At 74.2% G+C, this 22,438-nt stretch carries 10 protein-coding genes; all 10 read right to left on the reverse strand.

What is annotated here, in order from left to right; translation table 11 throughout:
- Positions 1–255: 255 nt before the first annotated feature.
- Positions 256–888: a TetR family transcriptional regulator gene (locus E0L36_RS23480; protein WP_219637000.1), complete on the reverse strand. Its 633-nt coding sequence runs from the start codon at positions 886–888 to the stop codon at positions 256–258.
- A gap of 35 nt (positions 889–923) precedes the next feature.
- A complete protein-coding gene (locus E0L36_RS23485; protein WP_180931276.1) occupies positions 924–1,697 on the reverse strand; it encodes an ABC transporter permease in 774 nt (257 codons plus the stop codon).
- Positions 1,697–2,437 (reverse strand): ABC transporter ATP-binding protein, encoded by a 741-nt coding sequence (locus tag E0L36_RS23490; RefSeq protein WP_180931277.1) that lies wholly within the window; start codon positions 2,435–2,437, stop codon positions 1,697–1,699. The genes E0L36_RS23485 and E0L36_RS23490 overlap by 1 nt, the downstream gene beginning before the upstream one ends.
- 185 nt (positions 2,438–2,622) lie before the next feature.
- Positions 2,623–3,933 carry a beta-ketoacyl synthase gene (locus E0L36_RS23495; RefSeq protein ID WP_180931278.1) on the reverse strand — a complete coding sequence of 437 codons (1,311 nt, stop codon included), beginning with the start codon at positions 3,931–3,933 and terminating at the stop codon, positions 2,623–2,625.
- Complete coding sequence (locus tag E0L36_RS23500; protein WP_180931279.1) at positions 3,930–4,205, reverse strand: acyl carrier protein; 276 nt, start codon at positions 4,203–4,205, stop codon at positions 3,930–3,932. Before E0L36_RS23500 ends, E0L36_RS23495 begins: the two co-directional genes overlap by 4 nt.
- Before the next feature lie 36 nt (positions 4,206–4,241).
- On the reverse strand, positions 4,242–5,675 hold the full coding sequence (locus E0L36_RS23505) for an FAD-binding oxidoreductase (RefSeq protein WP_180931280.1): 1,434 nt from the start codon (positions 5,673–5,675) through the stop codon (positions 4,242–4,244).
- Between the two features lie 125 nt (positions 5,676–5,800).
- Positions 5,801–7,483 (reverse strand): NAD(P)/FAD-dependent oxidoreductase, encoded by a 1,683-nt coding sequence (locus E0L36_RS23510; RefSeq protein WP_180931281.1) that lies wholly within the window; start codon positions 7,481–7,483, stop codon positions 5,801–5,803.
- Positions 7,480–12,027: a type I polyketide synthase gene (locus E0L36_RS23515; protein ID WP_180931282.1), complete on the reverse strand. Its 4,548-nt coding sequence runs from the start codon at positions 12,025–12,027 to the stop codon at positions 7,480–7,482. The genes E0L36_RS23510 and E0L36_RS23515 overlap by 4 nt, the downstream gene beginning before the upstream one ends.
- Positions 12,024–21,137 (reverse strand): type I polyketide synthase, encoded by a 9,114-nt coding sequence (locus E0L36_RS23520; RefSeq protein WP_180931283.1) that lies wholly within the window; start codon positions 21,135–21,137, stop codon positions 12,024–12,026. The genes E0L36_RS23515 and E0L36_RS23520 overlap by 4 nt, the downstream gene beginning before the upstream one ends.
- A complete protein-coding gene (locus E0L36_RS23525) occupies positions 21,083–22,429 on the reverse strand; it encodes an NAD(P)/FAD-dependent oxidoreductase (RefSeq protein ID WP_180931284.1) in 1,347 nt (448 codons plus the stop codon). Before E0L36_RS23525 ends, E0L36_RS23520 begins: the two co-directional genes overlap by 55 nt.
- Positions 22,430–22,438 lie beyond the last annotated feature (9 nt).

Here is a 22,438-nt window from a genome sequence, read left to right on the forward strand (position 1 = left end):
AACCGGGCTCCACTTCCAGTGTCGCGCTCGCATTGTGTGGGGATTGTGCACGCGCCGTCCGGGGGAGATCTATGCGCGTCATCCGGGAGCGAATGCGGGATCTATGCGCGTCATCCGAGGACCGGGCGACCGTGCCCGCTATCCATGGGTGCTTCGCCCGGCGTTCAGCGTCGTCGCCGCGTCCTCGCGGCCCGGCCCCGCGTCATTGCCGTCTGTCGCTGGCTGTCGCTGTCCGTCTCCGCGCGGGGCGCGTGATCAGGGCGCGTCGTCCTCGCCCGTGCCCAGCTCCTCCAGAACGTAACGGCGGATCGTGGGGGCGACGATGGCGATGACGCGTTCGCGGGGGGCGTCCGCCAGTGGCTGGAGACGCAGCGCGTACCGGCTCATCGCCAGGCCGAAGAGCTGGCTCGACACGAGTGAGGCCCGGAAGGGGACCTCCTCGGGATCCACCGCCTCGCCCAGCCGGTGGACCAGGCGGCGGGCGATCTGGGTGTAGAACAGCTCACGCAGCAGAGCGGCCTGCCACTGGTGGGCCATGGCGCCCCGGAGCAGGCCGAGCAGGGCGGGGCCGGAGACGGGGCCCTCGCAGACGCCCAGGAAGGTCCGCACCACACGTTCCGGAACCGCCTCCACATCCGCGGCGAAGATGTCGTCCATCATGGCCTCCGGCTGGATCGGAGCCTCGATGGCCTTGAGGAACAACTCCTCCTTGGTGCCGAAGTGGTGGTGCACCAGCGCGGGGTCGACACCGGCACCGGTGGCGATCTGCCGGATCGAGGTGCCGTCGTAGCCGTTGCTGGCGAACGCCTCGCGCGCGGAGCGGAGGATCGCCTCGGGAGTCCGGGTCTTGCCGGGCCGGCGTCCGGTCCGTCCCGTCTTCTTCTGCACGTGGGCCATCCTCCCGAGGCGACGCGTCCCTCACCTCACTCGGTGCGCCGCCGCAGGGTTCCGGCGGCCAGGGTCAGGGCGAGTAGTACACATCCCACCACGACACCGAAGCCGCGCCACATGTCGGCGGTGGCGCTCGCGTGCATGCCGACCTCCTGCAAGGCCTCCACCCCGTGGGCGAGCGGCATGACGTTGCTGAGGCCCTCCAGCCAGCCCGCCATGGCCGGGCGCGGCACGAACAGCCCGGACAGCAGGATCTGGGGCAGCACGACGATCGGCAGGAACTGCACGGCCTGGAACTCGGTCCGCGCGAACGCGCTGCACAGCAGGCCCAGTCCGACGCCGAGCAGGGCGTTGCCCACCGCGATGAGCACGACGAAGAAGCCGCCGCCCTCGGTCTCCAGGCCGAGCAGCCAGTAGGCCACCGTGGTCGCCACGCTGGCCTGGACGGTCGCCGCCAGCCCGAAGGCGAGTCCGTAGGCGAAGAGCAGGTCGAGTTTGCCCATCGGCGTGGTGAACAGGCGCTCCAGGGTGCCCGAGGTGCGCTCGCGGAGCATCGCGATGCTGGTGACCAGGAACATCAGCAGGAACGGGAAGATGCCCAGCATGATGAGCAGGACCCGGTCGCGCAGCATGTCGTTGCCGTCGAACATGAAGTAGACCAGGGTCAGCAGCAGCAGCGGCGCCCCGATCAGCAGCCCCATCGACCGTCGGTCGTGGCGGAGTTGGCCGAGGACGCGGAGGGTGGTGCCGCCCATCAGCCGGGGGGAGAGGACGCCGCCCCGTGGGGTGGATTGCCGTGTGGACATCAGGCCACCTCCTCGTGCTGCTGGACCAGCGTCAGGAACGCGCGGTCCAGGTCGTTCGTGCCGGCCCGGTCCTTGATGGCCTGGGTGGTGTCGTCGGCGACGATCGCGCCGTCGCGCAGCAGGATCAGCCGCTCACAGCGGTTGGCCTCGTCCATGACGTGGCTGGAGACCAGCAGGGTGGCGCCCTCGGACGCCAACTTGCGGAAGCTGTCCCACAGTTCCTCGCGCAGCACCGGGTCGAGGCCGACCGTCGGCTCGTCCAGGACGAGCAGTTCGGGGCGGCTGACCAGGGCGCAGGCCAGGGAGGCCCGGTTGTGCTGCCCGCCGGAGAGCGTGCCGACCAGCTGCCCCGCCTGGTCGCCGAGGCCGACCTCCTCGATCGCCGCGTCGGCCCGCACGTCCGGCTTGGGGAAGTCGTAGAGCCGCGCGAAGTAGCGCACGTTCTCCCGGACGGTCATGTCGGTGTAGACGCTGGGGGACTGGGTGAAGTACCCGATCCGGTGGCGCAGGGAGGGCGAGCCGGCGGGCTCACCCAGTACCGTCACCCGTCCCGAACGCACCCGCTGCACACCGACGATGGCGCGCATCAACGTGGTCTTCCCGCTGCCGCTGGGCCCGAGAAGCCCCGTGATCCCTCCACGGCGGACCAGGGTGGACAGGTTGGGCAGCACCTTCTTTCCACCTCGCACCACGACCAGGTCCTCCACCTGGATGGCGGCCTCCGGGCTTTCCGTACCCACAGGGCCTCCCCTTCTCTCTTCGGGTCGCTGAGCCTTCGAACCAAGAACTCATTACGTGTTGAATTCGACTGTAGGGGAGCCGGACCGGCCTGGGAACCCCGTGGCGACGGCCGGTTGACCGCCCGTCACGCCGTCGTGGAAGCCGCCGGTTTCGCCGCCTGTCGCGGCTCCGGTCGGGCCGCCTGTCACGCCCCGGTCGCGGCGCCGGTTCCGTCGGCCGCGCCGCTGTCGCGCAGCAGCAGGGAGACGTTCTGCCCGCCGAAGGCGAAGGAGTTGCTCAGCGCGGCGCGCGGCCCCCCGGGGAGCGACGCCGGGGCGTCCCGCACCACCGCGTCCAGCACGTCCTCCCCGACCCGCGGATCGGGGTCGGTGAGGTTGACGGTCGGCGGGGCGAGGCCGTGCCGGAGGGCCAGGGTGGTCACGACCGCCTCCACCGCGCCCGAGGCGCCGAGCAGATGCCCGGTCAGCGACTTGGTCGCGGTCACCGAGGCGCCGCCCAGACGCGGCCCCAGCAGCTCCCGCAGCGCCCGCGCCTCCGCCAGATCACCCATCGGGGTGCCGGTGGCGTGCGCGTTGACGTGCCGGACGGCGTCCGGGCCGAGCCCGGCGTCCGCCAGCGCGCGCCGCATCGCGCGCACCGCGCCCTCCCCGGTGGGCTCCGGGTTGGAGATGTGGTGCGCGTCCGCGGAGCGGCCCACCCCCGCCAGCTCCGCGTAGCCGCGGACCCCGCGCCGCGCGGCGTGCGCGGCGTCCTCCAGGACCAGCAGCCCGGCGCCCTCGCCGAGCACGAAGCCGTCGCGGCCGCGGTCGAAGGGACGGCAGGCGCTGGCGGGGTCGTCGTTGCGGCGGGACAGCGCGCGCATCGCGGCGAACCCCGCCACCATCACCGGGTGGAGCATGGCGTCGGTGCCGCCCGCCAGCACCACGTCCGCCTGCCCGGAGCGGATCAGCTCCTGGCCGTGGGCCAGGGCGTCCGCGCCGGACGAGCAGGCGGCGGCGGGGGCGCGCACCTCGGCGGTGGCGCCGTACCGCACGGACAGCCAGGCGGCGGCGCCGTTGGACATGTACATCGGCAGCGTGTGGGTGGCGACCCGCTTCCAGCCCCGCTCGCGCAGCACGTCGTACTGGTCCAGCAGGTCGCTGACGCCGCCGCCCCCGGAGGCGACCGAGACGGCCAGCCGGGAGGCGGGCACCTCGGGCGCCCCGGCGTCCTCCCACGCCTCCTCCGCGGCCAGCCAGGCCAGTTGCTGCGACCGGCCCATCCGGCGCGTCTGGTACCCCTCCAGCCGCTCGGACGGTTCGACGGCCACCGGCGCGCCGAACCGCACCGGCAGGTCCTCCGCCCACTCCGCGGTGAGTTCGCGCACCCCGGAGACTCCGGCGAGCAGCGCCGACCAGGTGGCGGGCGCGTCCCCGCCGAGCGGGGTGGACGCGCCCAGACCGGTCACCATCACCCGCCGCCCGGGGCCGCCCGCCTCCTCGGGGGGGCCGGTCATGCCGGGGTTCCCGCCTTCCGGAGGTAGGCGACGAGGTCACCGACGGTGCGGAGCTGGTACATGTCCTCGTCCGGGACCTCCACGCCGAAGCGGTCCTGGGTGGTCATACCGATCTCGTACATGGACAGCGAGTCCACGTCGAGGTCCTCGACGAAGGACTTGTCCGGGGTGCTCCGGGCCGGGGGGACGCCGCAGACGTCGTAGAGGATCTCGGCGATCTCGGCCAGCAGCTCCTCGTCGGTGCGGCCGGGCTGTGCGGTGTCAGGTGTCATGGTGAGTCTCCTTGACGGGAACGGTGGGGATCGCCGTCAGTCCAGCGGTCCGTCGAGCAGGCCGTCGTCGTGCAGCCGCTTGAGGGTGGCCTCGGGAACGCCGTGCGCCCGGGCCGCCTCGGCGGTGAGCGAGCCGGGGATGCTGTGCGGGTGGTGGAAGACGTTCTCCGGGTCGTACCGCCGCTTGACCGCCATCAGGCGCGGCAGGTTCTCCTCGTAGTAGGCCCACAGCCAGTTCTCCAGGGCCAGGTCGATGGTGTTGACGTAGGCGGCGCCGGTGGTGTGTTCGGCCATCGCGTGCCGCAGCCGGGTCACCCAGTCCAGGTTGAGCCGGTCGTCCTCGGGGCTGTCCCAGTCGGTGCGGTACTCGAAGGCCATCAGGCCGGTGCGGTGCACGAACGCCGTGTCGCCGCGCTCCCGTTCGCCGATGACGCCGCCCATCCCGTAGACGGCCACCTCCGCTCGGTGGCTGGGCGGGTCGGTGAGGAACTCCTGGAGCGTGGCCAGCGCCTCGTCGTTCAGCGGGTTCGCGATGATCGCCGAACTGCCCTGCGCCCGCACCTGCTCGGCGGCGGCGGCCTCGCCCTGCAACGCCTCGACGGTGTCCACGGCCTGGATGAACGGGACCTCCTCCACGACCTCGGCCTCCGGGGCGACCTCGGCGGTCAGCGGGGCCAGCAGCGGCCGGAAGTCGGCGGCCGGACCGTCGAAGACGCCGAACGCGACGACCATGTCCTGCTGTTGGGGGAAGAGTGAGAGGAAGCTGTTGATACGGCTCTCCGCCGAGCCCAGCCACCGCTGCCAGGCCCGCACCGCGTCGGGGAGCTGCGACCAGGTCCAGCTGACCGTGAAGATGGTGACGTCGTCGATCGGCGTGGGCCGCAGCTCGTACGCGGTCACGATGCCGAAGTTGCCGCCACCGCCGCCCCGGCAGGCCCAGAACAGGTCGGGGTTCTCGTCCTCGCTGACGCGCAGGAGCCGGCCCTCGGCGTCCACCATCTCCAGTGCCGTCAGATGGTCCACCAGCGCGCCACGCGACCGGGACAGCACGCCCATGCCGCCGCCCAGCACGTGGCCGCCGACCCCGATCCGCGGGCAGGTGCCGGCCGGGACGGTCAGCCGGTGGTCCCAGAGGGTGTTGTAGACGTCGGCGAGGCGGGCGCCGCCGCCGATCCGCACCGTCTGCCGGTCCGGGGTGAGTTCGACGCCGCCCAGGCCGCCGAGGTCGATGATGACGCCGTCGTCCAGGTTGCTCAGCCCGCACATCGAGTGGCCGCCGGAGCGCACCCGGAAGGGCAGTCCGCGCTCCCGCACGCTGCGCACCGCCTCGGCGACGGACGCGGCGTCGTGGCAGACCATCACCTCCCGGGGGCGGGAGGAGTAGCAGGCGTTCCAGGTGACCTGGGCCGCCTCGAAGCCGTCGTCACCGGGGGTGAGGACGCTGCCGGAGAATGCGGATGGGGTGGCCATGGGTGTGTGCTCCTTGGTTCTCGTGGCCGGAAGGACCGGAAGACCGGAAGGACCGGACAACCGGAAGGACCGGAAGGGGGTGGCGGGGGCCGGAACGGCGGCGGGGACACGGGCGTTGGTGACGCTCAGCCGCCGCGCAGCACCGCCTTGAGCCCGCCGCGGATGAGGGGGGCGATGTCCTTGGGCGCGCCCCGGAAGGACCACAGCGCCAGGCGGAGCATCGTGACCGGGGTGATGCGCAGGAACCGCACCGAGGGGTCCCGGAACTCGAACGCGGCGGGGACGAAGTCCGCCTCGCGCACCATCCGGAAGACGCGTTCGCTGGCCGTGTCGGCGTCCAGCGTTCCCGCCCGCACCTGGGCGCAGATCGTCGCCGTCGCGCCGAACAGCCGGTAGAAGCCCTCGTGTCCGGGGAACACGTGCCCGGTGTGCGGAAGGGTCTCCAGCGCCCGCAGTTCGCTGTCGTCCCCGGTGGAGCGGAACCGGGCGTGCGCGATCATCATCGGGAACCCGCCGTAGCGGAAGCCCACTTCGAGGACGAACAGCACGGACTTCAGCAGCCGGGGGTCGCGGAGCGAGGCGTGCGCCATCGCCGCGAGCTGGTCGTTGGCGTCCTGGTGCGCGAGGAGGAACTCCCCGACGGGCGCGAAGCGTTCGGGCGTGAAGTCGTCCCGCGCGAGGGCCCTCAGCAGACGCCAGGTGAGGACGTTCACGGTCTCCAGCGCGGTGCTCAGCCCCCGCGAGATGAACGGGTCGACGTACCCGGCGGCGTCGCCCAGCAGACACCACCGCTCCCCGACGACCTCGCGGACCGAGTGCTGGTCGCGGGTGGTGACCGTCCACTCGCCCTCGGCCCGTGCCCCCTCGAACTGCGCGGCCAGGGTGGGGAACCGGCTGACGATCTCGCGGAACTCGGCCTCCGGGGAGTTCGCGGTGCTCCCGGCGGTTCCGGCGTCGACCGTCAGCGTGACGCCGAAGGGGCCGTCCCCGCCCGGCTCGGGGTGGTTGCCCAGCGGGATCACGCTCAGCCGGACACCGTCCGCCATATGGTGGTTGCTGCCCCGGGACCAGGCCACCGGAGAGCGGAACTCCTCCGGCCGGTCGGCCACCACCGACTCCAGGGGGCGCACGCCCCGCATGTGGGTGGCGAGGGTGCGGGTGCTGGTGGTGAACCGGGTGGGCTCCTCCCGCAGCCCCAGCCGCTCCACCAGGGGCGAGTCCGGGCCGCTGGCGTCGACCAGGAACCTGGCGCGCACCGGCTCGCCCTCCGCCAGCCGCACCGTGACGCCCTCGGCGTCCGGGGCCACCTCGGTGGCCTTCGCGCCGCGCAGCACCCGCGCCCCCTTGTTCTCGGCCAGCCGCAGCAGGTGGGCGTCGACCTCGGGGCGGTAGTAGTGCGGGTCGGGCGGCGAGCCCTTGGGCGGGCAGACCTGGACCAGCTCGTCCGGGTTCAGCGGGCGGCCCGGCCGGTGGTACAGGAAGCTGTGCGCGTGCTCCGCGCCGACCGTGGTGGTGACGTGCTCCCGCACGCCGTCCACCGTGGCCAGGTGCGCCAGTTCGGGCACCTCGTAGCGTTCGGCGATCACCCGGATCAGCGCGGAGGCGTGCACCCCCATGGCGCTCTGCGGGACCGCGGGCGGCGCCCCGTCGTCGACGACGGTGACCCGGGCGCCGTGCGCGGCCAGCACGGTCGCCAGGATTCCGGCGGACAACCGCCCGCCGAGCACGGCGACGTCACAGGTCGGCGTGGAGTCCGGGGTGCCGGGAGCCTCCGGTGCGGGGTCCGGGGACGAGCTGGGGGAGGTCATGCGGGGGTCTCCGATTCCGGTCGGGAGCTGGGGTGGCCGACGGCGGCCGGGGCGGGCAGGAACCCGGTGCGGACCATCCAGCCGAAGTAGGTGTCGAGCAGGTCGTCGTCGAGCGGAGGGCAGCTGACACCGCTGCCCTCCAGCGCCCGCGCCAGGTTGTCAACGTGGTACGTCATCGCGTCCTGGCCGACCCGGACGATCTCGCTGATGGTGTCGATCAGCGGGAGCAGCGCGTTGCCCTCGGTGTCCCGGGCGGCCTCGGTGTCCCGGGCGGCCTCGGTGTCCTCGGCGGCCGCCGCGGGCTGGGCGTCCACGCCCGCGCGGAAGTCCTCCACCCACTCGGCGGCGGGCCGCTCCTCGACCCGCCAGTCGTGCCGCCGCACGTAGCCGACCAGCTCCTTGAACGCGAGCCGCTCCGGGTTGAGCAGGTGGAAGTTCCGCCCGAACTCGCCCCGCGCGGCGATGTGTCCCCACGCCGCGCTGACGTAGTCCGCCGGGGTCATCTCGACGAGCATGTCCAGCGCGGGCGCCGAGCCGTACTGGATACAGCCCTTGATGACCGCGCAGGTGAAGCTGTTGGTGACGCAGACACCGTGCAGCGAGTCGCCCATGATCTGGCCTAGCCGGTAGACGTTCACCGGCACCCCGCGCTCGCGCGCCTCCCGCACCAGGCACTCGCCCGCCCACTTGGTCTGGAGGTAGCCGTTGGGCAGCCGCCCGGCGCGGGTCAGCGGGTCGTCCTCGCCGAAGGCGCTGCTCAGGTCCTCGGGCACCCCCCACACCGCGAAGGTGGAGGCGTGGTGCACGGGGGTGAGCGGCCCCCGGCAGGCGAGCCGCAGGATCTCCTCGGTGCCGCCCACGTTCACCGGCCTCAACTGGGCGTAGCTGTGGACGAAGTTGACGTTCGCGCCGATGTGGTGGATGGCGTCCAGCCGGTGCGCCAGCGCGTCGAAGGTCTCCTCCGCCAGCCCCAGCAGCGGCTGCCCGAGGTCGCCGGGGAGGGCGACGATGCGCGCCGCGTGCTCCTCCGGCCAGGGGCGGTACGTCTCGAAGCTGGAGCGCAGCCGCGCCAGCGCCGCCTCCTCGCCGTCCGCGCGCACCAGGCAGTGCACGGTGGCGCCGGTGGTGCGCAACAGCTCGTCCAGGACGAACGCGCCGACGAAGCCGGTGGCGCCGGTGAGCAGCACCTCGCGCGGCTCCCGCCAGTGCGCGGCCCAGGCGTCGCCGGGCTGGATCGCCGGGTCGAGCACCGCGTCCTCGACGAGGACGGCGTGGTCGGTCCAGTCGGGCGCCGCGCTGCCCGCACCCGCCGCGCGCTCGGCGGCGCCCGGCAGCTCGTGCTCCCGCTCCGCCCGCCCGACGACCAGCGTCTCCCAGGCGGCGAGGGTGGGCTCCGCGAACAGCTCGCGAGGGGTCAGGGTGACGCCCACGTCGTTCCGCCCGGCCGAGACGACCTGCGTCACCAGCAGTGAGTCGACGCCCAGGCCCAGCAGGTCCACGTCCGGGGTGAGGTCCTCCACCGGCTTCCACAGGGCGGTGGCGAGCAGCTCGCGCAGCCAGGCCCCGATCCGTACGAGCCGTTCCGCCGGGGCCAGTTCGGCCAGCTCCACGACGAGCGGTGGGACTGCGTGCGTGGCGTGCGTGGCGTTCGCTGCGGGCCCGCCCCCGCCAGCCTCCGGGGCCTCGCCGGAGGCGGGGCGGCGCGTCCCGGCTCCGGGCGGCTCCGGAGGCTGGTCCGGTACCTCGAACCAGTAGCGCCGCCGCTGGAAGGCGTAGGTGGGCAGCGCCGCGCTCCCGGCGGTGGCGCGGTCCCCGTGGACGGCCCGCCAGTCGACCGGGGCGCCGCGGGTCCACAGCCCGCCCAGCGCGGCCCGCACCTGTACGGCCTCGCCGTCCTGGTCGCCACCCTTGGGCAGCGTGGGCAGCCAGGAGCGCTCGGACCCGGGCAGCGCGGTGGAGCCGATGCCCAGCAGCGTCCGGCCGGGGCCCACCTCCAGGAAGGTGGCGAGGCCCAGGCCGTCCAGGGCGCGCAGCCCGTCGCCGAAGCGAACCGGCTCGCGGGCGTGGCGGCACCAGTAGCCGGGGTCCGACAGGGTGGTGGGCTCGGCGGCCGCACCGGTGAGGTTGGAGATCAGCGGGACGCGGGGGGCGGCGAACCGGATGCCCTCGGCCACCGCGCGCAGCCGGTCCAGCGCCGGTTCGACCAGCGGCGAGTGGAAGGCGTGCGAGACCTCCAGCCGCCGCACCCGGTGCCCCCGCTCGGTGAGGCGGGCGGCGGCGCTCTCCACAGCGTCCGCCGTGCCGGACAGCACGGTGGCCGCCGCGTCGTTGACGGCGGCCACCGACAGGGTGCCGCCCGCCGCGCGGGTCTCCTCGGCGACCTCCTCCGCCTCCCGCTCGGACAGCGGGACGGCGAGCATCGCGCCCGGCTCGCAGAGGTCGCTCATCAGCGCCGCGCGCGCGGCGACCAGGGTCAGGCCCTCCTCGGGGCCGAACACCCCGGCGACGCAGGCCGCGGCGAACTCGCCGACGCTGTGCCCGAGCACCGCGCTGGGCCGCACGCCCCAGGCTCGCCACATCCGGGAGAGCGCGTACTCGACGGCGAACAGGGCGGGCTGGGTGTAGCGGGTGTGGTCCAGCAGCGCGGTGTCCTCGGGCGAGCCGTAGAGCACCTCCAGCAGCGGGCGCGGCAGCTCGCCGCGGAGCGTGCTGTCGCACAGGTCCATCGCGGCCCTGAACTCCGGCTGGGATTCGTACAGTTCGCGGCCCATACCGGGGTACTGGCTGCCCTGCCCGGGAAAGAGGAACGCGGCCCTGGCGAGTCGGCGGGACTCTGCACGCCCGCTGAGGACGCCGGGTACCCCGGGGTCCTCCGTGAACCGCGTGAGCCGCTGCCGCAGTTCACCCCTCGACCCGCCCACCACCGCGAGGCGGTAGGGAAGTTGGGCCCTGCTCAGGGCCGCGTTCCGGCACAGGGGGCCCATCGCGGGCCCGTCCCCGGCGCCGCCGCCGGTCTCGTCGTCCGTGGGGAGGCCGAGGAAGTCCGCGTAGCGGGCGGCCAGTTCGGCGACCGCCTCCTGGCTCGCGGCGGACAGCGTCAGCAGTCCGGCCCCGTCGCGCGCCTCCTCCGGGGGCTCCGGGGCGGTCTCCGTCGAGGGCGGCGGGGCCTCCCCGAGCACCAGGTGGACGTTGGTGCCGCTGACGCCGAAGGAGCTGACGCCGCCGAACCGGCCGCGCTCGCCCGTGGGCCAGTCGGTCACCCCGGTCGGGATGGTGAGGTGGAGCCGTTCCCACTCGACGTTGGGGTTGGGCTGGTGGAAGTGGAGGCTCGGCGGTATCTGGCCGTGCCGCAGCGACAGCGCGAGTTTCAGCAGCCCGGTGACCCCGGCGGCCGCCTCCAGGTGACCGAAGTTGGTCTTCGCGGACCCCACGTACACCGACCGGCCCTCGGGCACGCCCGGGCCCAGCACCGCCTCCAGGGCGCGGAGTTCGATCGGGTCGCCGAGCGAGGTCCCGGTGCCGTGCGCCTCGACGTAGCCGATCTCACCGGGGGCGAGCCGGGCGTCGCTCAGCGCCGCGCGCACCACCTCCTGCTGCGCGGTGCCGCTGGGCACGGAGATGCCGCTGGACCGGCCGTCGTGGTTGGTCGCCGAGCCGTGGATGACGGCCACCACCGGATCGCCGTCCGCCAGCGCGTCCTTGAGCCGCTTGAGGACGACGACGCCACAGCCCTCGCCGCGCGCGTAGCCGTCGGCCGTGGCGTCGAACGCCTTGGAGCGGCCGTCGGGCGAGAGCGCCCCGGTCTTGCTGACCAGGACGAAGCCGTACGGGGTGAGCATCAGGCTGACGCCACCGGCCAGCGCGAGATCGCACTCGCCGCGGCGCAGGCTCTGGCAGGCGAGGTGCGCGGCCAGCAGCGAGGAGGAGCAGGCGGTGTCGATGACCTGCGCCGGCCCCCGCAGCCCGAAGTGGTAGGCGACGCGCCCCGCGAGGAACGCGGGCTCGCCCATCAGCTGGTACGGGTCGACGCCGGTGGAGCCGGTGAGCTGCTGCCGCAGCCGCACGTAGTCGCTGGTGCTGGCGCCCAGGAAGACGCCGGTGGCGGTGCCCTCCACCCGGTCCGGGGCGATGCCGGCGCGCTCCAGCGCCTCCCAGGTGACCTCCAGGGTCACCCGCTGCTGCGGGTCCATCGCCACCGCCTCGGCGGGAGAGATCCCGAAGAGGGAGGCGTCGAACGCGTCGGCGTGCTCGACGAATCCGCCGCTGACGCAGTACGCCTTCCCCGGAACGTCCGGGTCGGGGTCGTACACGGCCGCCGCGTCGCCCCGGTCCGCGGGGAACTCGGTGACGGTGTCCACGCCGTCGCGCAGCACCCGCCACAGCGCGTCCGGCGAGTCGGCGCCGCCGGGCATCCGGCAGCCCACACCGACGATGGCGATCGGGCCGTCCGTCGCCTGGTAGGCGTGCAGCCGGTTCCTGAGCTGGGCGATGGTGTCGAGGGCGCGGTTCAGCCTCGCCCGGTCGTCCGGGGTCCCCGTCGTCATCTCCCCCCCTCTCCTGGGTCGTGGGTCTCGGTGCGGGGCGGTGCCCACCGGCCGGGGCCGAGGTCCATCGCCTCGACTTCGGCCATCTCGCGTTCGAAGCGCGCGAGGAGGTCGTCGTCCGGTCCGTCGGCGCCGCCCGTGCCGTCGGCGCTCGCCGCGCCGCCCGGCTGCTCCGAGGGGTCGGGACCGTCTGAACCGCCGTCGGCCGGTGGGTCGTTGGGGTCGTACGGAGTGCCCACGTCCGGGTCCCCGGGCTCCGCCGCGGTGTCGCCGCCGGTGTCCAGCTCCAGGACGTCCGCCGCCAGATAGGCGGCCACGGCCTCCGCGTTGGGGTACTCGAAGACGAGCGTGTTGGGCAGCGTCGCGGCGCAGAGACGCTGGAGGCGCACCTTCAGCTCCAGCGCGGTGACGGAGTTCATCCCGAGGTCGAAGAAGCCCCGGCGCGGGTCCAGTTCGTCCCCGGAGTCCGCGCCCAGCACCACCGCGGCCTCCGCCAGCACCCGTTCCACGAGGGCCGCCGCCCGCTCCTCGGGGTCCAGCGCCGTGAGCTGCCGCAGCAGCGCGGTCGCCGCCTCGCCCTCCTCGTCGCCGGGCTCCAGGTCGTCGAAGAGCGGCCACGCCGTCTGCTGGTACAGCGGCATCATCAGGCCCCAGTCGACCTCGCAGACGCTCGTCTCGGCGCTGTCGGAGGTCAGGGCGTACTCCAGCGCGGTCAGCGCCGTCTCCGGCGCCAGCGGGCGGAGTCCGGCGCGGACGAGCCGCGTCTCGCTCTCCCGCTCCAGCAGCCCCGTCCCGTCCCAGGGCGCCCACCGCACGCAGAGCCCCGGCTCGCCGCGCTCGCGGCGCCGCTGGACGAGCGCCGCCAACTGCGCGTCCGGCACGGCCTGCCGGGCGGCACCCAGCGAACCCCAGGAGGCCGCGATACCGCTGAAGACCGTGAAGTGGTCGAGATCCGCGTCGAGTTGCCGCTCCCGCAGCAGGGAGTCCAACCACCAGGCGCCGACGGCGCGTTGGGACACAGCCTCCCGGATGTCGGAGGCCCCGAAGGTGTCACTCCCGACCAGGTTCCAGTCCACCGCGAGCCAGAACACGCCGCGCGGAACCCCGCCCTCGCGGGTGAGGTCCAGCGCGCGCCCGAGCGACGCGGGGTCGGTGCCGTCCGCCTCGACGAGCAGCACCTCGCCCGGGCCTCCGGCGCCGAGCGCCGCGACCTGACGCGCCACCTCCGCGTCCGGGGCGTCCGCGGGGCCGTGGGTGAGCACCACCCGCCCGGCTCCCAGCTCCAACAGCCGCCGGGCCAGGGCCAGTCCGTGCCGCCCCGCGCCCTCCGCGACGAGGTAGGCGCCGCCCGGGCGCACCCACCGCTCGCGCGGCAGCGCCGGTCCGCGGGTGCGGTCCCGGACCACCCGCTGGACCAGGCGGCGCCCGGCCCGCACCGCGACGTGGTCCTCGCCGTCCCCGGCGGTCAACTCCCCGGCGACGGCGTCCGCGTCGGCCTCCAGCCCCCCGCTGACCGGGTCCAGGTCCAGCAAGCCGCCCCAGGCGGCGGGGTGTTCCATCGCCGCGACCGAGGCCAGGCTCCACAGCGGCGTGTGCGCCACGGCCACCGGACGCCGGTGGGCGCCCGGTGCGTCCGGCGCGCAGGCGCCGCGCGTCACGTGCCACACCGGCAGCGCGGTCCGCCCCGAACCCAGGGCGCGCGCCAGGCGGAACACGGTGTCGTACACCGCCTCGGTGGACTCCCCGGCCCCGCCGTCGGTGGCGTCGCTGAGCGGGTCGGCCTCCGCCGGGAGGTCCAGGGCCCACAGCTGCACCGCGCCACGGCAGCCAGGACGGTGCAGCGCGTCCCGGACCAGCTTCTCCAACCCGCCCGGACTGGCGGCTTGTTCACGCGTGATCCGCACGCTCCCCGCACCCGTGGCGGCGAGCCGTCCGGCCAGCGCCTCGGCCACGCCGGTGTCGTCCGCGAGCAGCAGCCACCAGGGGTCCGCAGCCCGGTCCTGGGCCGCCGTCGCGGCGGGCCTCCCCGGCCGGGCGGCGAGCCGCCAGTGCTGCCGGTACAACAGCCCGTCCAGCCGCGCCCGTTCACCGGCGGCCAACGGGGCGCCGGGCGGCGGTTCCAGGGTGACCCCGGTCAGCAGCGCCACCGGCGCGCCGTCCTCCGCGTAGACCGTGACGTCCCCGAGCAGTCGCTCGCCGTCGCCCGGCTCCTCGCGCACCGTGGCGCGCACCGTGACCGGCCCGTCCGGTGCCCCGCGCAGCAGGGTCAGCCGGTCGACGGCGGTCGGGAGGTACGGACCGGTCCCTGCGCCCTCATCTGCGGGGAGGGCCAACGCCGGGGCACGCAGGGCTACTTCCAGCAGCGAGGGCGGGAACGCCCAGCTGTCGCCCGACGGTTCGGTCGCTGATTCGAGCGCGCAGGTCACCGTGCAGGCGCCCGGCGCCCGTTCGCCACCCAGCACCCGCAGTCCGTCCAGCGACACCCCACCGGCGGACAGCGCGGCGGCCGCCCACTCCGGCGCCTCCGCCTCCCCGGCCGGGGCGGGCGGTGGCCCGACCGGCTCCGGGGACAGGGCCCGGGGGGACACCAGCCCGCCCGCCCGCACCGTGCCCCCGCCGTCCAGCGCGGACCGGGTGGTGACGGCGAAGGTCGCCGGTTCGTCCATCCCGGCCGTCGCGTCCAGCACCAGCTGGGCGACGGCGGGTTCGGACGGTTCGGCGCCTGGCTGGCCGTCCCCGGGCCCGCCCTCCGGCGCCGCGTCGTACAGGTAGGGAGCGGGCAGCTCCACGTGCGCCAGCTCGACTGGTCCCGGACCGAAGTGCTCACGGGCCGCCGCGAGCGCCATCTCCAGCCAGGTCGCGTCGGGCACCAGCCGCGTCTCCCACAGTCGCCCACAGGGTGAACCAGCCTTCAGAAGACGGTCGTTGAGGTCGCCCTCGAAGACGCTCGGGCCCCCGGCGACCTCGGTGCGCCGGGCCAGCAGCGGATGACCGCCCGCGGTGACGGACCCGCCGGCCGCGCGGGACGCCGTGCCCGGGGACGGCTCGGGCAGCCAGTAGCTCCGGTGCCGCCATGGGTAGCGCGGGGCGTCGGCGGGCGGGCCGCCCTCGGGGAAGTGCTGGCCCCAGTCCAGCGCGTGGCCGTGCGCGTGCAGGGCGCCCAGCGAGGACAGCAGTACCGCCAGGTCGTCCCCGTCGCGGCGCAGCGAGGGCAGCAGCAGCCCCTCGTGCCGCAGCGCGCCCAGCTCCTGCTCGACGAACGGGAGGAGTACCGGATGCGGGGAGATCTCCACGAAGGTGTCGAACCCGTCGGCCACCAGGGCCCGTACGGTCTCGGTGAAGCGCACCCGGTCCCGCAGGGTCCGGCCCCAGTACGCGCCGTCGCACACCTCGCCCCGCTGACGGCCACCGGCCACCGACGAGTAGTAGGCCACGCCTCCCGGCGCGGGCGCCAACCCCGCGAGTTCTTCCGCGAGTTCGCCGTCCAGTGGCTCGACCAGCGGGCAGTGACCGGCGCCCGCCGCGTCCACCCGGCGGCAGAACACCCGCTGGCCGCGCAGCCGCGCCAGCACCTCGTCCAGCGCCTCCGGATCACCGGAGAGCACCGTGCTGCGGCTGCTGTTGCTCAACGCCACCCACAGCCGGTCGCGGTGGCCCTCGATCGCCTCCTCCGCCCGCTCGGCGGGGAGCCCGACGACGCCCATCGCTCCGGTGCCGACCAGCCGTTCCTGGGTGGTGGCGCGGGCGTGCAGCACCCGCGCCGCTTCGCCCGTGCCCAGCACCCCGGCCGCGTGCGCGGCGGCCACCTCGCCCAGGCTGTGCCCGGCGACCGCCTCGGGGTGGACCCCCAGGGCCCGCCAGCGGTGGGTGAGAGCGGTCTGGACAGCGAAGATCAGCTCCTGCTGTCGCGGCCCGGACGGCAACTCCCGTCCCTCCGCGAGGTGTTCCGCCACCGACCAGCCCAGGACGGGCCGGAGCCAGCCGTCGGTCTCCGCCAGCTGTTCGCGGAACACCGGGTCCTCGCGCAGCAGTCGGCGGCCCATCCCAGCCCACTGGGAGCCGTGACCGGAGTAGACGAACGCGATGCGCCGCTCCCCGGCGTCCCGTACGTGGCCGGTGCTGAGGCCCGGCGAACCGTCGTCGCCCTGCTCGGCGAACTCGCCCAGCAGCCCGGCCAGTTCCGCACCGCTCCGGGCGACGGCGGTCAGCCGGTGCGGCAGGTGGGCCCGGCGGATGGCGGCCGTCCGGCAGAGGGCCCGCACCGGGTCCGCCGTGGCGGCGGCACCCGAACCCGCCCTCTCCGGAGCGGAGTCCAGCAGGTCGCGGTAGTTGGCGGCCTGCGCGGTGAGCGCGCCGGGGTCCGCCGCCGACAGCGTCAGCAGATACGGACGCTCGGCCGACGCCTCGGACGCCTCGGACGCCTCGGACGTTTCGGCGGTGCCGGACGTGGCGGAGGCGTCGGGCGTCCCCCCGGCGGAACCGGGCAGCCCCAGCACCACGTGCGCGTTGGTACCGCTGAACCCGAAGGCGCTGACACCGGCCGCGCTCCGGCCCTCCGGCCAGGGCAGGTTGGCCGTCGGAACGTCGAACGGCAGCTCGTCCCAGGGGATTTCCGGACTCGGCCGCTGGAAGTGCAGATGCGGCGGAATCCGCCGGTGCCACAGCACCAGTACCGCCTTGATCAGTCCGGCGATGCCGGAAGCGGCCTCCAGGTGACTGATGTTGGTCTTCACCGACCCCACCGGGACCCGCTGACCGGCGGGCAGCCCGTCGGCCAACGCGGCGCCCAGCGCCTCCAGTTCGATCGGGTCGCCGAGTGGGGTCCCGGTACCGTGCGCCTCCACGTAGCCGAGGTCGGCGGGGGTCACCCGGGCGTCCGCGAGCGCCGTGCGGATCAGTTCCTCCTGCGCCGGGCCGTGCGGCACGGTCAGGCCACTGCTCGGCCCGTCCTGGTTGACGGCCGACCCCAGCAACGTGGCCAGCACCCGGTCGCCGTCCGCGAGCGCCCGTGACAGCGGTTTGAGCACCACGACCCCGCAGCCCTCGCCCCGGTTGTAGCCGTCGGCCGCGGCGTCGAAGGTCTTGCAGCGGCCGTCGGCGGCGAGCGCCCCGGCGGACTCGCTGGCCCGGTGGATCGTGGGCCCGGCGATGACGTTCACCCCACCGGCCAGCGCCACCTCGCTCTCGCCCGACCGCAGGCTGCGCACCGCGAGGTGCACGGCGACCAGGGAGGAGGAACAGGCGGTGTCCACGGCCAGGCTGGGCCCGTGCAGGCCGAGGAAGTACGACAGCCGTCCGGAGGTGGAGCAGAAGGAGTTGCCGGTCCCGTAGAAGGCGTCCACCGTCTCCGGGCTGACGGTGATGAGGTCCCCGTAGTCGTGCGAGTTCATCCCGACGAACACGCCGGTGCGCGTGCCGTGCAGCCGGTCAGGCGACTGCCCGGCGTGCTCCAGCGCCTCCCAGGCGACCTCCAGGAACATCCGCTGCTGCGGGTCCATGACCTTCGCCTCGCGCGGCGCGATACGGAAGAACTCCGCGTCGAACTGGTCCACTTCGGGCAGCCAGGCGCCCCGCCAGCGACTCCGGTCGGTGAACCGGCCCTCCGGGGACAGCGTTACCGCGTCGGTCCCCTCACTCAGCATCGTCCAGTACCCCTCGGGGCCCTCGCCGCCGCCGGGGAAACGGCAGCCGAGGCCGACGACCGCGATGGGCTCCTCGGCTGCCTCCCCCCGGGAACCGTCCCCGGAGACGGGCACGGTCACCCGCGCCTCCCCGGTGCCGCCGCCGCTCGTGGCGGCGTCAACGACCGGTGCCGGTGCGGTGGTTGGGATGGAACCCGGAGCGCCGGCGCTCGTCCCGCCCGCGTGTGGGGCGGGGCCGGAGCGCTCGGGGGCCGCCGCTGTGGGGGCCGGGGCCGTGGCGGGGCGCTCCGGCGTGGACCGGCGGGTGCCGAGGTACGCCGCGAGGCGCTCCACCGTCGGGTGGTCGAACGGCACTGTGGCCCTCAACGGGCTGACATATACCTGGAGTTGGTCGCGCAGCTCGATGGCGGACACCGAGTCCATGCCCATCTCCGCGAAGCCCTGACGGCGGCGGACCGACCCCGGTTCGAGCCCGAGGATCCGCGCGACCGCCCCCTCGACGACCTCCTCCCACCCCGGACCGTCCACCTCCCCGGGAGCTGCCCCGGGAGCGGCCTCCGGAGCGGCCCCGGACGCTGACGGGGGCGACGGGGGCGTCGGCTGGGACGCGGGGGCGGACCGGTCCGACGGCCGTTCCGGTACGCCCAACGGCCTCGCACTGGCGGGGGATTCGGCCGTACGGAGCCAGAAGCGGCGCCGCTGCCACGGGTACGTCGGCAGCTTCGTGCGGCCGCCGCCCCGGCACGGCACCCCGGCCCAGTCGACGGCGACACCCCGCGCGTACAGCGCGCCCAGCGCGCCCAGCAGGCTCTCGGCCGCGTCGAATCCGCGCCGGAGCGAGGAGACGACCACGACCTCCCCGGCCTCCGGAGCCTCGTCGGCGCGCTCCTCGACGGTGTGCGTCAGCGGCAGCGCCAGCACCGGATGCGGGCCGACCTCCACGAAGGCGGTGTGCCCGCGCTCCAGCAACGTGCCGACGGCGTCCGCGAACCGGACCGGCTCCGTGACGTTCCGCGCCCAGTGCGCCGCGTCGAAGAGGGTGCCGTCCGCCCCGCCCGGCGTGGTCGTCACCACCGGGATCGTGGGGGACTCGGGGCGCAGCCGGGGGAGTTGGGCCGCCAGCCGGTCGCGGGGCCCGGCCACCAGCGGGCTGTGGAACGGGTGGTCGCCGGGTATCGCCCGGCAGCCCACCCCCTCCTCGGCGAGCCGCGCCGTCAGCTCGTCAAGCGCGTCCACCTCACCCGAAACCACCGTGCTGCGGGCGCTGTTGACACCCGCCACCCACAGCCGGTCCGCGAACGGCTCCAGCGCCGCGCGGGTCTCCTCCTCGCCCAGCGCCACGGTGGCCATCCGGCCCCGCCCCGCCGAGTCCGCGAGGACCTGACCGCGCAGCACCGCCACCCGGGCCGCGTCCGGCAGGCTCAGCGCCCCCGCCACGTGCGCGGTGGCGATCTCGCCCATGCTGTGGCCCACCACGGCGGCGGGCTCGACGCCCCAGGAGCGCCAGAGCGCCGCCAGCGCCACCTGGACGGCGAAGATCGTGGGCTGGGCGAACTCCGTGCGGGACAGCCGCGAGGTCTCCTCCGGCCGGTCGATCTCCTCGCGGGGGGACCAGCCCGCGAGGTCCCGCACCAGGGCGTCACACGCGTCGAAGGACTCCCGGAAGACCCGCCACTCGGGCTCGTCTCCCAGCAACTCCCGTGCCATGCCCGGCCACTGCGAGCCCTGGCCGGAGAAGCAGAACACCAGCCGGGGCGCGCTGACCTCCCCGTCGTCCTCGTGGTGGCCACTGCTCAGACCGGGCGCGGCGCCTCCGTCCAGGAAGACGGCCAGCCGCTCGGCGAGGGCGTCCGGGTCCGACGCGGTGACCGCCAGCCGGTGTTCGGCGTGGTGGGTGCGGAGCACGCCCGCGCTGTGCGCCAGGGCCCCGAGCGCGGGACTGTCATGCCCGGACGTCAACCGGGTGTGGTGGGCCCGGGCGAGGTCGGTGAGGGCGCCCGCGCTGCGCGCCGACAGCGGCAGCAACACCGGTCCGGTGCCCGTCTGTTCACCGGCCTCCCGCTCCGGTGCGGGTGGCGCCTCCAGGATGACGTGCGCGTTGGTGCCGCTCAGCCCGAAGGCGCTCACGCCCGCGCGCCGGGGGCGGTTCTCCAGCTCCGGCAGCGGCGTGAGTTCGGTGGGGACGGTCACCGGCCAGTCCCACGGGATGCGCGGGCTCCGCTCGTCGAGGTGCAGGGTGGCCGGTACCTGGCCGTGCCGGAGCACCAGCGCGGCCTTCAGCAGCCCGCCGATCCCGGCCGCCGAGTCGGTGTGCCCGAGGTTGCTCTTCAACGAGCCGACGGCGAGCGGGTGTTCCTCGGCCCGGCCCGCGCCGTACACCCCGCGCAGCGCGCTCATCTCGATGGGGTCGCCGAGTGGGGTGCCCGTGCCGTGTGCCTCCACGTAGTCGACGGTGTCGGCCCCGATCCCGGCCGCGGCGACGGCGGAGCGCAACAGGTCCTGTTGCGCGGCCCCGTTGGGGACGGTGAGCCCCGCGCTGGCCCCGTCGTGGTTGACGGACGAGCCCCGGATGACGGCGAGGACCTCGTCCCCGTCGGCGAGGGCGTCCGCCAGGCGCTTCAGGACCACCAGCGCGCAGCCCTCCCCCCGGACGATGCCGTCCGCCGCCGCCGAGAACGGCTTGCAGCGGCCGTCCCGTGACATGGCGCGCACCTTGCAGAGGAACACGCTGAGTTCGGGGGAGAGGATCAGGTTGACCCCGCCCGCCAGGGCGAGGTCCGTCTCGCCCGCCCGCAGCGCCTGGCACGCCAGGTGGACCGCGACCAGCGAGGACGAACAGGCCGTGTTGACGGACAGGCTGGGCCCCTGGAGGCCCAGCAGGTGGGAGAGCCGGCCGGGGCCGAAGCTGAACTCCCGCCCGCTGGCGTACCAGGGGTTGATCTCCTCCAGCCCGGCCTGCCGCGCGTGCAGCACCGTGTAGTCCATGCCCAGGACCCCGGTGTAGACCCCGGTCGCCGTGCCGGACAGCGCCCCGGGGGGCTGCCCCGCGTCCTCCAGCGCCTCCCACGCGACCTCCAGCAACAGCCGCTGCTGGGGGTCCATCTCGTGCGCCTCACGAGGGGCGATGCCGAAGAACGCGGGGTCGAACCCGCCGACGTCGTCGAGGAAGGAGCCCCAACGGCTGTACAGGGCCCCGCGCTTGCGCGGGTCGGGGTCGAACAGGGCTTCCGCGTCCCACCGATCGGGCGGGACGGTCTCCACTGCGTCGACTCCCTCGCTCAGGAGCCGCCAGAGTCCCGGCAGCCCGTGTGCTCCCCCGGCGAACCGGCACCCGGCCCCCACCATGGCGATGGGCTCCGGGGCGCGGCGCCGCGCTGCCCGCTCGGTGATCGGTGGCCGCATCTCGTAGCCCTCTAGAACAGCGGCGCGGCACTGGGCGCGCGGAGCGAACCCAGGTGCTTGTGCCACAGGTGGTCGGGGTTCTCCTCGACTTGCCGGGTGATCTCCCGCATCGCGGTGAGCGCCTTGGGCTCGCCGTCGTCGTACACGTCGCCCTGGAGCATCTTGAGCACGTCCAGCCGGTACCGCGGGTCCTGCACGAAGGCGGTGAAGAGGATGTTGAGCCGGTAGTAGAGCGAGATGAACTCGTACCAGTTGCCCACCGCGCGGCGGAGCTTGGACTCGTAGGTGTGGAAGGCCGCCTTGCTGAAGTCGCCCTTCTCCGCCGCGGCGATGATGTCCGCGCTCAGGATGCGGGCGCCGTTCATGGCGACGCTGACCCCGCTGGAGAAGATCGGGTCGACGAAGCGCGCCGCGTCCCCGACGAGCGCCCAGCCGTCGCCGCAGATCTGCTTCATGGCGTAGCTGTAGTCGCCCTCGGTCTTGAACGGGCGTACCCGCTGCGAGTTCTGGAGCGCCTCGTGCAGGTCCGGGCGGCTGGACACGCACTCCCAGAAGAAGCCCTCCAGGTCCGAACTGGACGCCTGGACGTGCTTCTTCTGCGTGACGACCCCGACACTGGTGATGGTGTCGGTGATCGGGATCTGCCACACCCAGGTGTCGGTGATCGGCAGGAAGTGGATGAAGATGTAGTCGGCCTGGTCCTTGTCGACCGCGAGCGCGCCCCGGTCGAGGTTGTCGAACCAGCTGTGGATCGCGTACTGGTTGAAGACCGGGTCGCTCACCTTCAGCTTGTGCTGGCGGCCGAGGAAGGTGTGCCGCCCACTCGCGTCGACGACCATCCGCACCGTGACCGACGCCTCGCTGCCGCCCATCGGGACGATGACGCGGGGATTCGGCCCGTCGAAGTCCACCCGGCGAATACGGGTGCCCTCGTAGACCTTCGCGCCCAGGCTCGCCGCGTGCTGGAGCATCATCAGGTCGAACTTCCCACGGTCCACGTGGTACGTGTAATCCTGGTTGACGCCCAGCTGCTCGCGCTCGTTGAACTCGACCAGCGCCGACCGGAATCCGTGGGACATTCCCTCGAACCCCATCGTCGGAATTCCCTTGTCGGTGGCCGAGGTCCAGGCGGCACCGTACTTCCTGGGGAAACCGGCCTCCTCCATCTGCGGCAGGAACCCGATGTCCGCCAGCACCGGCGTCGTGGCCGGTATCAGGGACTCGCCCACGTGCTCACGTGGGAAGTTCTCCCCCTCGAACACCACGCAGCTGAGTCCCGCCTTCGACAGGTACGACGCGGCCGTGGAACCGGCCGGGCCTCCCCCGATGATGCCTATATCGAAGTCGACGTCCGACACAGCTTTCCC

The organism is Streptomyces sp. AJS327 (genome assembly GCF_013450295.1).
In the GTDB taxonomy this organism is placed as follows: Bacteria; Actinomycetota; Actinomycetes; order Streptomycetales; family Streptomycetaceae; genus Streptomyces.

Coding starts and splice junctions, on each gene's coding strand:
- E0L36_RS23485 (WP_180931276.1), bottom strand. CDS start 1,697: ATGTCCACACGGCAATCCACCCCACGGGGCGGCGTCCTCTCCCCCCGG.
- E0L36_RS23495 (WP_180931278.1), bottom strand. CDS start 3,933: ATGACCGGCCCCCCCGAGGAGGCGGGCGGCCCCGGGCGGCGGGTGATG.
- E0L36_RS23500 (WP_180931279.1), bottom strand. CDS start 4,205: ATGACACCTGACACCGCACAGCCCGGCCGCACCGACGAGGAGCTGCTG.
- E0L36_RS23505 (WP_180931280.1), bottom strand. CDS start 5,675: ATGGCCACCCCATCCGCATTCTCCGGCAGCGTCCTCACCCCCGGTGAC.
- E0L36_RS23510 (WP_180931281.1), bottom strand. CDS start 7,483: ATGACCTCCCCCAGCTCGTCCCCGGACCCCGCACCGGAGGCTCCCGGC.
- E0L36_RS23515 (WP_180931282.1), bottom strand. CDS start 12,027: ATGACGACGGGGACCCCGGACGACCGGGCGAGGCTGAACCGCGCCCTC.